Source organism: Pontixanthobacter aquaemixtae (assembly GCF_009827395.1).
Classification (GTDB): domain Bacteria; phylum Pseudomonadota; class Alphaproteobacteria; order Sphingomonadales; family Sphingomonadaceae; genus Pontixanthobacter; species Pontixanthobacter aquaemixtae.
In genome coordinates, this window is the sequence record NZ_WTYX01000001.1 from 1,427,184 (window position 1) to 1,440,421 (window position 13,238).

The window sequence follows — 13,238 nt, forward strand, 5'->3', positions numbered from 1 at the left end:
CATGCCCATCGACATCAAAATCTGCGGACTTTCCACGCCCGAAACGATGGGCGCGGCGCTGGATGCCGGGGCAACGCATGTCGGACTGGTCCATTTCGAACCGAGCCCCCGGCATGTTCCACTCAGCGATGCCTCCGAATTGCGCGCGCAGGCACGCGGCCGGGCGAAAGCAGTTTTGCTACTGGTCAATGCGGATATCGAAACAACCTCGCGCGCGATCGAAGCGGTAAAGCCCGATGTGATCCAGTTCCACGGCACCGAGACTCCCGAATGGGTGTCGCTGGTGCGCGATCAGCTCAAGATTGAAGTGTGGAAAGCACTCGGAGTTAAGGACAAGCCGACGCTGGCCAAGTCAGACCGCTATATCGGGAAGGTTGACCGTCTTTTATTCGATGCTCCGGCAAAAGCGCTTCCGGGCGGCAACGGCACAAGCTTCGACTGGAGCTTGCTCGCGGAGCATAACCACAAGATCGAATGGGGGCTCGCGGGCGGGCTTACACCAGACAATGTTGGCGATGCCATCCGGCAAACGGGTGCATCGCTGGTCGACACATCATCGGGCGTAGAGAGCGCGCCGGGAATCAAAGATCCGGCAAAGATCGCTGCATTTTGCGCCGCTGCCCGCGCTGCGCAACCGCAGGAATAATCCGGCGCAGAAATGAAAAGGGCGGCCCGACCGGACCGCCCTTCCCGATTTGATTTTCGGTTGGCTTAGAATTTGTAGCCAACGCCAACCACAGCGGTGTTCACATCAACGAAATCGCTGAAGAAGTGGCGATATTCGCCCTTCAGGTAAACGCCGCTGCCACCAAGCTTCTGCTCGTAACCGGCACCGAGGTGTGGAACGTCCTCGCCTTCACCGAAGCTGTAACCGCCGGTGGCATAGATTTTGCCGCCATTGCCGACTTTAGCGCCGAGACGGGCAGTCGTGCCCCAAACGACGTCAGCGCCGCTGGCAAGGATCTTGTCAGCCGAAGCTTCGACACCGAAAAATACGCTGCCGCTTTCTTCCTGGCCGAGGTCGAAATCGACGCCAGCCGCAACACCGGCGACAGCTTCTTCAGCGCCGTTGGCCCATGCCACACCGCCGCGTGTTTCGATGCGGGTTTCGGTTTCAGCATGTGCGGGAGTCGCGACAGCAGCAATGGCCAGCGCCCCGAGAATTGTTGCAGTCTTACGCATAGTAAATTCCTTCATATTTCCTGCCGCTCCGAAAAAGGGGGTGAGCGGCACGCAAGCCAGATGGGGCTGCGAAGCTGAACATCAACTGACAAATTTTACGAATGGATACATTTCTGAAAATGTTGCAACTGGGCAACATTACATTAACAGATTGTCAGAATGTGTAATGTTTTCACGGCTGGACAGGCTCCGCCTGCTCTGCCAATCGGGGCCTATGGATGCTCCCAATTCCTATCGCACGCAGCCGGACGAAAGTGGCCATTTCGGCGACTTTGGCGGACGCTATGTGGCCGAAACCTTAATGCCGCTGATCCTCGATCTGGAGCGCGAATATCGCGCTGCGCAGGCCGATCCGGCATTTCAGGCCCAATTCGATGATTTGCTTGAACATTATGTCGGGCGCCCCAGTCCACTCTATTTCGCCGAACGGCTGACTGAAGCTGTCGGAGGGGCGCAAGTGTGGTTCAAACGCGACGAGCTGAACCATACTGGCGCGCACAAGATCAACAATTGCATTGGGCAAATCCTGCTTGCAATCCGCATGGGCAAGACGCGCATTATCGCGGAAACCGGTGCGGGCCAGCACGGGGTTGCCACCGCCACCGTCTGCGCGCGCTTCGGCCTGCCCTGCGTGATCTATATGGGCGCCACCGATGTCGCGCGGCAGCAGCCCAATGTGTTCCGCATGCGGCTGCTCGGCGCAGAAGTTGTGCCCGTCACCAGCGGCGCGGCGACGCTCAAAGACGCGATGAATGAAGGGCTGCGCGATTGGGTCGCCAATGTGCATGACACATTCTACATCATCGGCACCGCCGCGGGCCCGCATCCCTACCCCGAATTGGTGCGCGATTTCCAAAGCGTGATCGGCAAGGAAGCCCGCGCGCAAATGCTCGATCGCACCGGCCGCCTGCCCGATCTTTTAGTCGCCGCGATTGGCGGCGGATCGAATGCGCTGGGCCTGTTCCACCCCTTCTTGGACGATGCCGACGTTAAGATGCTCGGCGTGGAGGCGGCGGGTCACGGCCTGGACGGAGACGAACACGCCGCCAGCCTTATGGGCGGCGCGCCGGGCGTGCTCCACGGCAACAAAACCTATCTGCTGCAGGACGAGGACGGCCAGATCACCGAAGGCCACTCGATCAGCGCGGGCCTCGACTATCCCGGCATCGGCCCCGAACACGCATGGCTCAAGGAAAGCGGCCGCGTCGATTACACCGCCGTAACCGATGACGAGGCGCTGGAGGGCTTCCAACTGCTGTGCCGCACCGAAGGCATTATCCCCGCGCTGGAGCCAAGCCATGCGATTGCGGCTGTGGCGAAGGTTGCAAAGGAAATGCCGGATGATGCGATTATCTTGGCCAACCTATGCGGACGCGGGGACAAGGATATTTTCACTGTGGCTGATGCGCTGGGGGTGGAGATTTGATAGGGCTTGCTCGCGCAGCTTTTGCTCTCCTAGTTTTACTGCCTGTTTTGGCTTTTACAGGAGAAATAAACCAACGAGATGCAGTCAACATCTTTGGCACTGGCGCGGTAATGTTCGTCCTATTAGTTGCCTTGTTCGAGATTGCAGACAGGCTACTTTCATTTGCTCTCCATTCGGACGAATCTGACGGCGTGGAACAGGATACCACCGTCCACACTCTCAACCCCGCTGCTATGGGATTTTATTTCGGTTGTGTCTTGTCAGGAGCTTATCTGCTTTTGCTGATTTTTCGAGACGATCCATGGGTCCAAGAATTGATAGCATGGGACTTTTCCGGCAGACGTCCAGAACTGTTGCTTGTCGTTTTCCCGCTGGTGATGATGTTTTCTTATGCAAAATGGATCGACACTCGAAAAAATGACTGACCGCCTTTCCACCGCCTTCTCCAAACCCGCGCTCGTCTGCTTCGTCACCGCAGGCGACGGCGACACCGCGGCCAATCTCGATGCGCTGGTCGAGGGCGGCGCGGATGTGATCGAACTGGGAATGCCCTTCACCGATCCGATGGCCGATGGGCCCGCGATCCAGAAGGCCAATTTGCGCGCGCTGGATGCGGGGATCACCACGGCGCAGATATTCGCGATTGCCGCTGCGTTTCGGGAGCGGCACCCTGAGGTCCCGCTGATCCTGATGGGCTATGCCAATCCGATGATCCGGCGCGGACCGGAATGGTTTGCGCAGGAATGCGCCACAGCGGGCGTCGATGGCGTGATTTGCGTCGACATCCCGCCCGAAGAAGACGCCGCGCTCGGCCCTGCCCTGCGCGAGCGTGGCGTTGCGCCGATCCGGCTTGCCACGCCGACCACTGACGCCGCGCGTCTGCCGCAAGTGCTCGCGGGATCGGACGGGTTTGTCTATTACGTTTCGGTCGCAGGAATTACTGGCCTGCAACAGGCCGCGACCGCATCAATCGAGGAAGCGGTCGCCAAGCTCAAAGCCGCCACCGACTTGCCCGTTGCGGTAGGTTTTGGTGTGCGTACGCCAGAGCAGGCCAGCGCCATTGCCAAAGTAGCTGATGGCGTGGTTGTCGGCTCTGCATTGGTTGAATTGGTCGAGCAGCATGGCGAAGAGGCTCCCTCTGCGCTAAAAGAGCTGACTTCGGCACTCGCAAACGCAGTCCACACTGCCCGCTAAGGACAACACACATGAACTGGCTTACCCGCGTCCGCAACTCGCTGCCCTTCCAGTCGAAGCGCGAAACCAATGACAATCTGTGGGTCAAATGCCCGCATTGTCAGGAAATGCTGTTCCTCAAGGAATATGAAGAAAATCAGCAGGTTTGCACGCGCTGCGATCATCACGGAAGGATCGGCGCGGATGAGCGGCTGAACCAGTTGCTCGACATGGGATACGAATTGCTGGAGCAGCCCGAGGTCAAGGAAGACCCGCTGAAATTCAAGGATTCGAAGAAATATACCGAGCGGTTGAAGCAGGCCCGCGCCAAGAACCCGCACAAGGATGCGTTCAGCGTTGGCTCGGGTCAGATCGAGGGCCGCGATGCGGTGGTGGGCGTGCAAGATTTCGGATTTATGGGCGGCTCTATGGGGATGGCCGTGGGCACCGCTTTCTGCGCCGGTGCCGAACGTGCGCTCACTCGCAAATGCGCCTACATCGTGGTCACAGCAGCGGGCGGCGCGAGAATGCAGGAGGGCATACTCAGCCTGATGCAAATGCCCAAGGCAACGGTGATGACGCGGCGCCTGCACGAAGCCGGCCTGCCCTATATCGTCGTGCTGACCGATCCGACCACCGGCGGCGTAACCGCCAGCTATGCGATGCTGGGCGATATCCATATTGCAGAGCCCGGCGCCTTGATCGGCTTTGCCGGTCAGCGGGTGATCCAGGACACGATCCGCGAACAATTGCCCGAAGGCTTCCAGCGCGCCGAATATCTGCGCAAACACGGCATGGTTGATATGGTCGTCCACCGCCACGAATTGCGCGATACTTTGGCCAATCTGCTCGACTTCCTGCAAGGCGAAAAAGCGGCAGCATAGGGCGTCATCCCAGCGCAGGCTGGGATCGTTGTCAGACTAGCGGTACTTGGTGGAGAGCGGTCCCAGCCTTCGCTGGGACGACGGAAAAATGAAAGACTTCGGCACATCCTCCGATCCGGCGGTTCAGGGACAGCTTGACCGGCTTGCCGCGCTGTCGCTTCCCGAGGGGCGGCTGGGCCTTGAAACGATGCGTGATGTTCTTGCGCGGCTGGGCAATCCGCAAGACCGCCTGCCCCCGGTGTTCCATGTCGCGGGGACCAATGGCAAAGGTTCGGCCTGCGCATTTCTGCGCGCGACGCTGGAGGCCGATGGCAAGACCGTTCACGTCACCACCAGCCCGCATCTGGTGCGCTATAACGAGCGTATTCGCGTTGCTGGCAAGCTGATTGAGGACGCGCGGCTGGCGCAGCTGCTGGAGGAAGTGCTCGACGCAGCCGATGGTCTCAACCCCAGTTTTTTTGAAGTGACAATCGCCGCTGCCTTCACCGAATTCGCCCGCGTTCCGGCCGATGCCTGTGTGGTCGAAGTGGGGCTTGGCGGCCGGTTCGATGCGACCAATGTGCTGCGGCCCGAAGTGCTGGCGGCCTGCGGGATTGCCGAACTGGGGATCGATCACGAGCGTTTCCTGCTTGCCCCGGAAGACGGCGTCCCCACCCAGCCTCTGGCCCGGATCGCGTTCGAGAAAGCGGGAATTGCCAAGGAAGGCGTGCCGCTGGTGTCGCTGGGGCAGTGGCTCCACCCCGACTCGCAAATCGCCATCGGCGAGGTTGCCGACTCCATCGGTGCGCCGCTGTTTGAATTGGGCGATGCGTGGAACGTCTATTCTTCCGATGAAGGCCTGAGCTATTTTGACGAAGGTGACGACATCTATTTTGCGGGCAAGCTCGCGCTTCATGGCGAACATCAGGCGATAAATGCGGGCCTCGCAATCGCTATGCTTCGCCACCAGAGCGCTCTCAAGATTGCCGATGATGCCATTGTGAAAGGGCTTCAAAGCGCGAAATGGCCTGCCCGTTTGCAGCGCCTTTCCGCAGGTCCGGTGACCAGCCTTTCACCCGGTCTGCCGGTTTGGCTCGATGGCGGCCATAATCCCAATGCGGGGGCAGCAATCGCCGAATTTTTCCCGCAGGATATCCACCTTGTGCTGGGAATGCTGGACAACAAAAACCCGCAGGCATTTCTCGATCCGATGGGCGATCGCATCCGCAGCCTGACCGTGGTTCCGGTTCCAGCCCATGACAGCCATCCGGCCACAGCATTTGGCCCCGATGCGCGCGCTGCAAGCGATGTCGAGGAAGCGCTGCTAAACCTTCCTGCGGACGATTATCCGGTTCTCATCGCCGGCTCGCTATACCTCGCGGGCGAGGTGCTGCGGCTCAACAACGAATTACCCGACTAGGACGCTTTCGAAGCAGCCACCGCTTCCGGCGCCACAACACCAGCCGCCTTGCCCAACCGCGCCTGCCGCATCCATTCGATGATGCACAGCACCACGGCAAACATGCCGATCAGCGTCGTCAGGATGAAGACGTCGTAATAGCCGCGTTCTTCAATCATTTGCCCCAGCGCGCCGCGCCCCAGAGTCCCCACCAGCAAGGTGAGCGAGGACAGAAGCGCATATTGCACCGCGCTATAGCCCTTGGAAACGATGCTGGAGAGATAGGCGACGAATGCCGCCCCTGCGACGCCAACGGCAATATTCTCGCCCGCAATCGCCATCATCAGTTTCGAAAGCCGCTCATCACCCCCAAGAGCAGAGACCAGCCATGTGAAGCCGGTATTGTCGGCCACCGACTGCATCACCGCACCGCCGCGCGCCAGATCGGCATAAAGCAGATTGGTCACCGCCGCGAAGAATGCGCCCAGCGTAAGCGTGAGCATCCGGCCAATCGCAGTCAGCAGATATCCGCCCAAGGCCAGGCCCAGCAGCAACGCGCCGACCCCGAAGAACTTGGAAGCCACCGCAACCTCATCCTTCGTATATTCGAGCTCGCCGAGATAGAATGGATAGGCAAAGCTGCCCCAGATTGCGTCGGTAATCCGGTAGGTCAGGACCAGCGCGATAACGATAACCATCGCCCAGCCAAGCCGCCCGATCAGATCGGTCAGCGGCAACACCAAGGCGCGATACAGATGGTCAACCGCGCGGTCGGCCGTGCTTTGTGCGGGCGCGGCCTCGGTCAGCAGGTTTGTCCCCATCCGTTCCTGCCGGACCAGCCACGCTGCGATGATTGATGGGATAACCACCGTGGCAATCACGATCAGCGGCCCCATGGTCGAGATAAATTCGACCGAGTCCGGCCGCGTGTCGGGGTTGCTCGAAAGCGAGCGCACCATAAACACACCAACGGTAATCAGTGCCCAACCCCATAGCGCGCCCACCGCGGCCAGCGACCATGCCCGCAAACGCGGCGACAATTGCCCTGCCTTGCGCAAACCGTAAGGGTCGTCCTTGTCTTCCTCGCCGTTCGTTTCGGACGCTGTCGCATCCGCATCGGGCGCCCAGAGCCCCGCAAATCCGACAACGAGCATCAGTGCGCCCATGGTCAGATAGACTGTCGGCCAGTCGGTCCGCTCTGCCAGGAACAGGGCGAATGCACCGCCCACCAGCGCCGCGATGCGATACCCCATCTGGTACACGGTCGAGAGGATATCGATGGTCGCGACTTCATCGGCCACGTCGACCCGCCATGCGTCGATCACAACGTCTTGCGTGGCACTGGCAAAGGCCGCCAGACCGGCGAGCAAGCTGAAGATCCCGATCGTTTCATTGGTAGGCGCGATAAAACTGAGCGAAGTCAGCGCCGCGCCGATCAGCAATTGCGCGGTAACAATCCACTGTTTCCGTTTGCCGAGCTTTCGAAGGACGGGAATATCCACGCGATCAAGCGCGGGCGACCACAGGAATTTGAAAGCATAGGCAAGCCCGACCAACGAGAAGACACCCATCGTTTCCAGATCGATCTCGCCGCTATCGGAAAGCCACGCGTAAAGCGTGCCAAGGACCAGCGCGTAAGGAAGTCCGGCAGCAAAGCCGAACAACAGCATATAGGCGGTCTTGCGATGCCCCAGCGCCGCCAGAACCGCGCGCCAGCCGGGTTTTCCCTTTGCCGCTGCTTCAGCCATAATTCCCCGTCCTCTTTGCCTCGAAACGATTTCATGCAACACTAGCGTGATCGCGCGATTTAGGAAGTGTTCGATGAACGAGACAGCAACCATTCCCCACAAATTACGTCCGACGCAGGGGCAATTGGCGCTGGCCGAAGCGATAGCCCGTGACGAAACGCGCGAGGGGTCGGGCATCACCCATGTACCTGCCTCGGTCTATACAGACCCGGATCACTGGCAGCGCGAGAAGTCGGCTCTGTTCGACCGGCTGCCGCAAGTCATCGCGCCTTCCGCGTTGCTTCCCGAAGCGGGCATGGCTGTGCCGCATGACGATACCGGGCGCCCGCTGCTGATTACCCGCGATGCCGACGGGGAAATTCACGTCTTCCTGAATGTCTGCCGCCATCGCGGAACGCGGCTTGTCGAAGGCGAAGACGTGCAATGCGCCAAGCGGCTCGTCTGCCCCTATCACGCATGGACGTACAAGCTCGACGGCAAATTGCTTGCTCTGCCGCGCCCTGAAACATTTCCCGGGCTAAACAAAGCGGACAATTCCCTGATCGAACTGCCCAGCTGCGAAGCGGGCGGGATTATCTGGTTTGCCCCCGAAGAAGGCGCCGATTTCACTTTGGCCAGAGAACTGGGCAAGGATTTCGCCGCTTTCGGGTTGGAGGACCATTTCCTGTTTCGCCGCAAAACCCATCAGGTTGCCGGAAACTGGAAACTGATCATGGATGCTTTCCTCGAAAGCTATCACGTTACCCGCCTCCACGCGAACACGATCGGGCCGTTTTTCAAAGACGGGATCACCTCGGGCGATATGGTCGGGCCGCATGCGCGGTCTGCTGTCGGCAGGCTGGAAGAAATGGACGGGGTCGACCTCACCGATATGGCTGCGATGCGGCGGGTGATCACCTTTGCCTATCAATTGCTTCCTGCGACGATCATCATTCCCAGCCCCGATTACGTCAATGTGATGGTGCTGATGCCGGACGCGCATGATCACACAGTGGTGGAAGACTTCATGCTGATCCCCGAAGAACCCGCGACCGAGAAGGCACGCGACCATTGGGAACGCAGCTGGAAACTGCTCGATGGCGGCGTGTTTGCCAGCGAGGATTTCCGCGCCGCAGAGCTGGGGCAGCAGGGCCTTTCGACCGGTGCGGTGCCCGAATTGACGCTGGGCAATCTGGAAACGGGCATATTGCGCTTCCACGAGACCGTGCAGCAGGCGTTGCGCGAGGCGAACTAAGCGCGTAACCGCGCGCCATGACCACAAACCCACCCCGTCAGGAAGGCCGCCCCGAAGGCGAGCGTATTGCCAAATTACTCGCGCGTGCAGGCGTTGCCAGCCGCCGCGAAGTTGAACGCATGATCGAGGCCGGGCGCATCGCGATTGACGGCAAAGTGCTCGATACCCCTGCAACCATCATCCCCAATATCAACGGCGTGACGGTGGACGGGAAGCCCGTGGCCAAGCCGCAACCGCCGCGCATCTTCTGCTTTCATAAGCCGTCCGGATTGCTGACCGCAGAACGCGATTTCACCGGCCGCGGCACAATTTACGATGCGCTGGTCAATGCGCTGCCCAAAGACGCGCCGCGGGTGATGCCGATTGGCCGTCTCGACATAAACACCGAGGGCCTGCTGCTGATGACCAATGATGGCGAGCTGAAACGCGCGATGGAGCTACCCAGCAATGCCATTCCGCGCACTTACCGTGCGCGCGCCTATGGCGAGATCACGCAGGCGCAGCTGGAAGATCTGATGGACGGGATCACCATAGAGGGCGTTCGCTACGGCCCGATCAATGCCAATCTGGAACGGCGCACCGGCGCCAACCAATGGATCGAGATGACGATAACCGAAGGCAAAAACCGCGAGGTGCGCAACGTGCTGGAGCATCTGGGCCTGCAGGTGAACCGGTTGATGCGCACCGAATATGGCCCCTTCGCGCTTGGCGATATCAAGCGCGGGCTGGCCGCCGAAGTCCCGCAAATAGAGGTCGAGCGGTTTCGCAAGCAGATCATGCGCGGTCCGAAGAAATCATGAGGATAATCGCGGGCGAATGGCGCGGACGCAAATTGGCGGCGCCCAAAGGCGACACCACCCGCCCCACCGCCGATCGCACGCGCGAAACGCTGTTCAGCATGCTCACCAGCCGGCTCGGAAGCTTTGAAGGCCTTTCGGTCGCTGACCTGTTTGCCGGATCGGGCGCGTTGGGCCTGGAGGCATTGTCACGCGGTGCAGAGCATTGCCTGTTCGTCGAACAGGAAGAACAGGCACTGAAAAGCATTCGCGCGAATATCGCGGCGCTTGATGCGCGCAGCCGCTGCGATGTCCGCGCCGCTTCGGCAATGGGCCTTGGCCCCGCCAAAAAGCCGCTCGATCTGGTCCTGCTCGATCCGCCGTACGAAACGGGCGCAGGCGAAGTCGCCCTCGACAAGATGAACCGGCTCGGCTGGATTGGCCCCGCAACATGGATCGCGCTGGAAACCGGCGCCAAAGAGGATTTCGCGGTCAAAGACCTGTCCGTTCAGGCCGAACGCAAAGTCGGCAAAGCCAAATTATGGCTTATCCGCGCCGATTCTGCTTAGCCGGGAAACCGTTCGAATTCAGGGAGTTCATGCGCGGACTTCATCCAGTCCAGCCGCTCTGCGGTCTGGATATGCGATTGCGCAGGCAAAGCTGCCGGATCATCCAGCGTACCCGATTGGATATCGACGATACCGGGCAGATTTTCGGCATTGCGATAAAACAGCCCTGTGCCGCATTCGGGGCAAAAGGACCGTCGACCATGCTCGGATGAATGATAGGTCTTGGGTGATCCTTGTACCGAAAGCTGTTCCTCCTGGAACATTGCCCAGCCGACCATTGGTGCGCCGGCAGAATTGCGGCAATCATTGCAGTGACACAGCGCATGGTGCATTGGCTCACCAGACAATTCGTAACGGATCGCTCCACATTGACAGCCGCCCTTCATCGCATTTTCCTCCCGATAATACCGCCGCGAAACCACTTGCCGCGACAGGATTTGTTCTCTAACTGTTCTTCTTCTCATGAATGATGGCTCTCTGCAACCCCCCGCCCAGAATTCGGGCGACATTCCGGCCTACGCCGCGCGGCTAAACGCGCCGCAGAAAAACGCTGTGCTGACCACAGAGGGGCCGGTGTTGATGCTGGCGGGTGCGGGAACGGGGAAAACCGCCGCGCTCACCGCCCGCCTCGCGCATCTGGTGGCGATGCGCAAAGCGTGGCCTAGCGAAATCCTGTGCGTGACTTTTACCAACAAGGCCGCGCGGGAAATGCGCGAACGGGTTGGCGGGCATATCGGCGATGCGGTGGAAGGGATGCCATGGCTGGGCACGTTTCATTCGATCGGCGCGAAAATGCTGCGCCGCCATGCCGAACTGGTCGGCCTGCAAAGCAATTACACGATCATCGACACCGACGATCAGCTGCGGCTGCTCAAGCAGCTGATTCGCGATGCGGAGCTGGACGAGAAACGCTGGCCGCCGCGCCAGCTTGCAGGATTGATCGACCGCTGGAAGAATCGCGGGCTCAACCCCGATGATCTCGATGCCGTAGAAAATGAAAGCTACGCCAACGGGCGCGGTCAGGAGTTTTACCGCACCTATCAGGAACGGCTGAAAGCGCTCAATGCCTGCGATTTCGGCGATCTGTTGCTGCATGTGCTCAACATTTTCCGCAAGCACCGCGAAGTGCTGGAGCAGTATCAAAAGCGCTTCAAATATATTCTGGTGGACGAATATCAGGACACCAACCAGGTCCAGTATCTGTGGCTTCGGCTGCTGGCGCAGGAACGCAAGAATATCTGCGTGGTCGGCGATGATGATCAGTCGATCTATTCCTGGCGCGGGGCTGAAGTCGCCAATATCCTCAAATTCGACCGCGATTTTCCCGGCGCCAAAGTCGTGCGGCTGGAACAGAATTACCGCTCCACGCCCGAAATTCTCGCCGCCGCATCGGGCCTGATCAACGCCAACAGCCAGCGGCTGGGCAAGGAATTATGGACCGAATTGCCCAAGGGCGACAAGGTCCGCGTGGTCGGCGTGTGGGACGCGCCCGAAGAAGCGCGCCGCGTGGGCGAAGATATCGAGCGATTGGAAAGCGAAGGCGCGAATCTCGATCAAATCGCCATTCTCGTGCGCGCGCAATATCAAACGCGCGAATTTGAAGACCGCTTTATCCAGATCGGCCTCAATTACCGGATCATCGGCGGTTTCCGCTTCTATGAACGCGCGGAAATTCGCGATGCTCTCGCCTATTTGCGGGTGATTGCGCAGCCGCAGGATGATCTGGCGTTTGAGCGGATTTACAACCAGCCCAAACGCGGGCTTGGCGCGAAAACGCTGGAGAAGATGCATTCCTATGCCCGGTCAAGCGGGATGCCGCTTGCCGCCGCATCGCTGCAATTGGCCGATAGTGATGAATTGCCCAAACGCGCGGGCAGCACCATCGCCGCCTTGATGCGCGATTTCCTCCGCTGGCGCGAAATGGAGCCCAACGTAACACCTGCCGATTTGCTGCGTACGGTGCTCGATGAATGCGGTTATTCGGCGATGCTGGAAGCGGAAAACACGGCCGAAGCTGCCGGCCGAATTGAAAACCTGTCCGAACTCGCCCGCGCGATGGAGGAATATGAATCGCTGGGCGATTTCCTCGAACATGTTTCGCTGGTGATGGACAATGACGCGCGCGATGATGGGGAAAAAATCACCATCATGACGATGCACGCGGCCAAGGGATTGGAATTTAACAACGTGTTCCTTCCCGGGTGGGAAGAAGGCGTGTTTCCCAGCCAGCGCTCGCTCGACGAAGGCGGGCTCGCCAGTCTGGAGGAAGAACGCCGCCTTGCCTATGTCGCGATCACCCGCGCGCGCAAACGCTGCACCATCCTGCACGCCGCCAACCGGCGGATTTACGGCCAATGGACCAGCTCGATCCCCAGCCGCTTTATCGAGGAACTGCCTGACGAATATATCGATCAGGAAACCACGATGGCGGGCGGTGCGTCGTTATGGCGCGCCAATTGGTCCGAAAGCGACGATCCTTTCGCGCATGTCAGCAGCGCCCGCCCCAACCGCAGCAATGCGCGCGGCCCCGGATGGCAGCGCGCATTGTCGAGCGGCTACGAAACCAAGCAAGCTGTCGTCAAAGAAAACCGCCGCAGCGCCGCCAGCTTCGCGGCCCAACCGCGCAGCGACATCACCCTAGGCGCGCGCGTGTTCCACGACAAATTCGGATACGGCACAGTGATGAGCCAAGAAGGCAACAAGCTGGAAATCAACTTCGAACAAGCGGGCACGAAGCGGGTTATTGATAGTTTTGTAACAGTTGATTCAAGTGATTAGCCCGCATTTCGGCTCACTTTAAAAAACTCAGATAATAAAATCGTATTACACCTCGCGTGATCGGAATCCTTACGCCGATCTGCGCGCAAA

13 protein-coding genes are annotated in these 13,238 nt (G+C 59.7%); 10 read left to right on the plus strand and 3 right to left on the minus strand.

All coding sequences use genetic code 11. The annotated features are described in order from the left end of the window. Nucleotide 1 precedes the first annotated feature (1 nt). Nucleotides 2-646 carry a phosphoribosylanthranilate isomerase gene (locus GRI41_RS06860; protein WP_160603982.1) on the plus strand — a complete coding sequence of 215 codons (645 nt, stop codon included), beginning with the start codon at nucleotides 2-4 and terminating at the stop codon, nucleotides 644-646. A 65-nt stretch (nucleotides 647-711) separates the two neighbouring features. Here the strand turns inward: GRI41_RS06860 and GRI41_RS06865 are convergent, their stop codons facing one another. Next, nucleotides 712-1,182 (minus strand): hypothetical protein, encoded by a 471-nt coding sequence (locus GRI41_RS06865; protein WP_160603983.1) that lies wholly within the window; start codon nucleotides 1,180-1,182, stop codon nucleotides 712-714. A 214-nt stretch (nucleotides 1,183-1,396) separates the two neighbouring features. Here GRI41_RS06865 and trpB point away from each other — a divergent pair, with 214 nt between their 5' ends. From trpB to GRI41_RS06890, 5 genes are all read left to right on the plus strand, one after another. Beyond that, nucleotides 1,397-2,608 carry a tryptophan synthase subunit beta gene (gene trpB / locus GRI41_RS06870; protein WP_160603984.1) on the plus strand — a complete coding sequence of 404 codons (1,212 nt, stop codon included), beginning with the start codon at nucleotides 1,397-1,399 and terminating at the stop codon, nucleotides 2,606-2,608. After that, nucleotides 2,605-3,033: a hypothetical protein gene (locus GRI41_RS06875; RefSeq protein WP_160603985.1), complete on the plus strand. Its 429-nt coding sequence runs from the start codon at nucleotides 2,605-2,607 to the stop codon at nucleotides 3,031-3,033. Before trpB ends, GRI41_RS06875 begins: the two co-directional genes overlap by 4 nt. Further along, the gene (gene trpA, locus GRI41_RS06880; protein WP_160603986.1) at nucleotides 3,026-3,802 is read left to right on the plus strand and encodes a tryptophan synthase subunit alpha; all 777 of its coding nucleotides are present in this window, start codon (nucleotides 3,026-3,028) and stop codon (nucleotides 3,800-3,802) included. Before GRI41_RS06875 ends, trpA begins: the two co-directional genes overlap by 8 nt. Before the next feature lie 11 nt (nucleotides 3,803-3,813). Continuing rightward, complete coding sequence (accD, locus tag GRI41_RS06885) at nucleotides 3,814-4,665, plus strand: acetyl-CoA carboxylase, carboxyltransferase subunit beta (RefSeq protein ID WP_160603987.1); 852 nt, start codon at nucleotides 3,814-3,816, stop codon at nucleotides 4,663-4,665. 88 nt (nucleotides 4,666-4,753) lie between these two features. Continuing rightward, on the plus strand, nucleotides 4,754-6,064 hold the full coding sequence (locus GRI41_RS06890) for a bifunctional folylpolyglutamate synthase/dihydrofolate synthase (protein ID WP_160603988.1): 1,311 nt from the start codon (nucleotides 4,754-4,756) through the stop codon (nucleotides 6,062-6,064). Here the strand turns inward: GRI41_RS06890 and GRI41_RS06895 are convergent. Continuing rightward, nucleotides 6,061-7,791 (minus strand): AmpG family muropeptide MFS transporter, encoded by a 1,731-nt coding sequence (locus GRI41_RS06895; protein ID WP_160603989.1) that lies wholly within the window; start codon nucleotides 7,789-7,791, stop codon nucleotides 6,061-6,063. The genes GRI41_RS06890 and GRI41_RS06895 overlap by 4 nt on opposite strands. A 73-nt stretch (nucleotides 7,792-7,864) precedes the next feature. Between GRI41_RS06895 and GRI41_RS06900 the strand changes: the two genes are divergently transcribed. The 3 genes from GRI41_RS06900 to rsmD are packed head-to-tail and all read left to right on the plus strand — an operon-like array spanning nucleotide 7,865 to nucleotide 10,370. After that, nucleotides 7,865-9,025, plus strand: a complete 1,161-nt coding sequence (locus tag GRI41_RS06900) for an aromatic ring-hydroxylating oxygenase subunit alpha (RefSeq protein ID WP_160603990.1) — start codon at nucleotides 7,865-7,867, stop codon at nucleotides 9,023-9,025. A gap of 17 nt (nucleotides 9,026-9,042) precedes the next feature. Next, nucleotides 9,043-9,825, plus strand: coding sequence for a pseudouridine synthase (locus GRI41_RS06905; RefSeq protein WP_160603991.1), 783 nt, complete (start codon nucleotides 9,043-9,045; stop codon nucleotides 9,823-9,825). Further along, entirely contained in the window at nucleotides 9,822-10,370 is a 549-nt protein-coding gene (rsmD, locus tag GRI41_RS06910) for a 16S rRNA (guanine(966)-N(2))-methyltransferase RsmD (protein WP_160603992.1), read from the plus strand. Before GRI41_RS06905 ends, rsmD begins: the two co-directional genes overlap by 4 nt. Here rsmD and GRI41_RS06915 read toward each other — a convergent pair. Continuing rightward, nucleotides 10,367-10,756, minus strand: coding sequence for a GFA family protein (locus GRI41_RS06915; protein WP_160604672.1), 390 nt, complete (start codon nucleotides 10,754-10,756; stop codon nucleotides 10,367-10,369). The two genes, rsmD and GRI41_RS06915, sit on opposite strands and share 4 nt — an antisense overlap. Nucleotides 10,757-10,832: 76 nt before the next feature. On the opposite strand from GRI41_RS06915, the gene GRI41_RS06920 reads away from it, so the two are divergent. Continuing rightward, nucleotides 10,833-13,148: a UvrD-helicase domain-containing protein gene (locus GRI41_RS06920; RefSeq protein ID WP_160603993.1), complete on the plus strand. Its 2,316-nt coding sequence runs from the start codon at nucleotides 10,833-10,835 to the stop codon at nucleotides 13,146-13,148. Nucleotides 13,149-13,238: the final 90 nt, after the last annotated feature.

Bases quoted from the DNA above. Each gene is read 5' to 3' on its own strand.
- GRI41_RS06860 (WP_160603982.1), top strand. From the start codon at position 2: ATGCCCATCGACATCAAAATCTGCGGACTTTCCACGCCCGAAACGATG.
- GRI41_RS06865 (WP_160603983.1), bottom strand. From the start codon at position 1,182: ATGCGTAAGACTGCAACAATTCTCGGGGCGCTGGCCATTGCTGCTGTC.
- trpB (WP_160603984.1), top strand. From the start codon at position 1,397: ATGGATGCTCCCAATTCCTATCGCACGCAGCCGGACGAAAGTGGCCAT.
- trpA (WP_160603986.1), top strand. From the start codon at position 3,026: ATGACTGACCGCCTTTCCACCGCCTTCTCCAAACCCGCGCTCGTCTGC.
- accD (WP_160603987.1), top strand. From the start codon at position 3,814: ATGAACTGGCTTACCCGCGTCCGCAACTCGCTGCCCTTCCAGTCGAAG.
- GRI41_RS06890 (WP_160603988.1), top strand. From the start codon at position 4,754: ATGAAAGACTTCGGCACATCCTCCGATCCGGCGGTTCAGGGACAGCTT.
- GRI41_RS06895 (WP_160603989.1), bottom strand. From the start codon at position 7,791: ATGGCTGAAGCAGCGGCAAAGGGAAAACCCGGCTGGCGCGCGGTTCTG.
- GRI41_RS06900 (WP_160603990.1), top strand. From the start codon at position 7,865: ATGAACGAGACAGCAACCATTCCCCACAAATTACGTCCGACGCAGGGG.
- GRI41_RS06905 (WP_160603991.1), top strand. From the start codon at position 9,043: ATGACCACAAACCCACCCCGTCAGGAAGGCCGCCCCGAAGGCGAGCGT.
- rsmD (WP_160603992.1), top strand. From the start codon at position 9,822: ATGAGGATAATCGCGGGCGAATGGCGCGGACGCAAATTGGCGGCGCCC.
- GRI41_RS06915 (WP_160604672.1), bottom strand. From the start codon at position 10,756: ATGAAGGGCGGCTGTCAATGTGGAGCGATCCGTTACGAATTGTCTGGT.
- GRI41_RS06920 (WP_160603993.1), top strand. From the start codon at position 10,833: ATGAATGATGGCTCTCTGCAACCCCCCGCCCAGAATTCGGGCGACATT.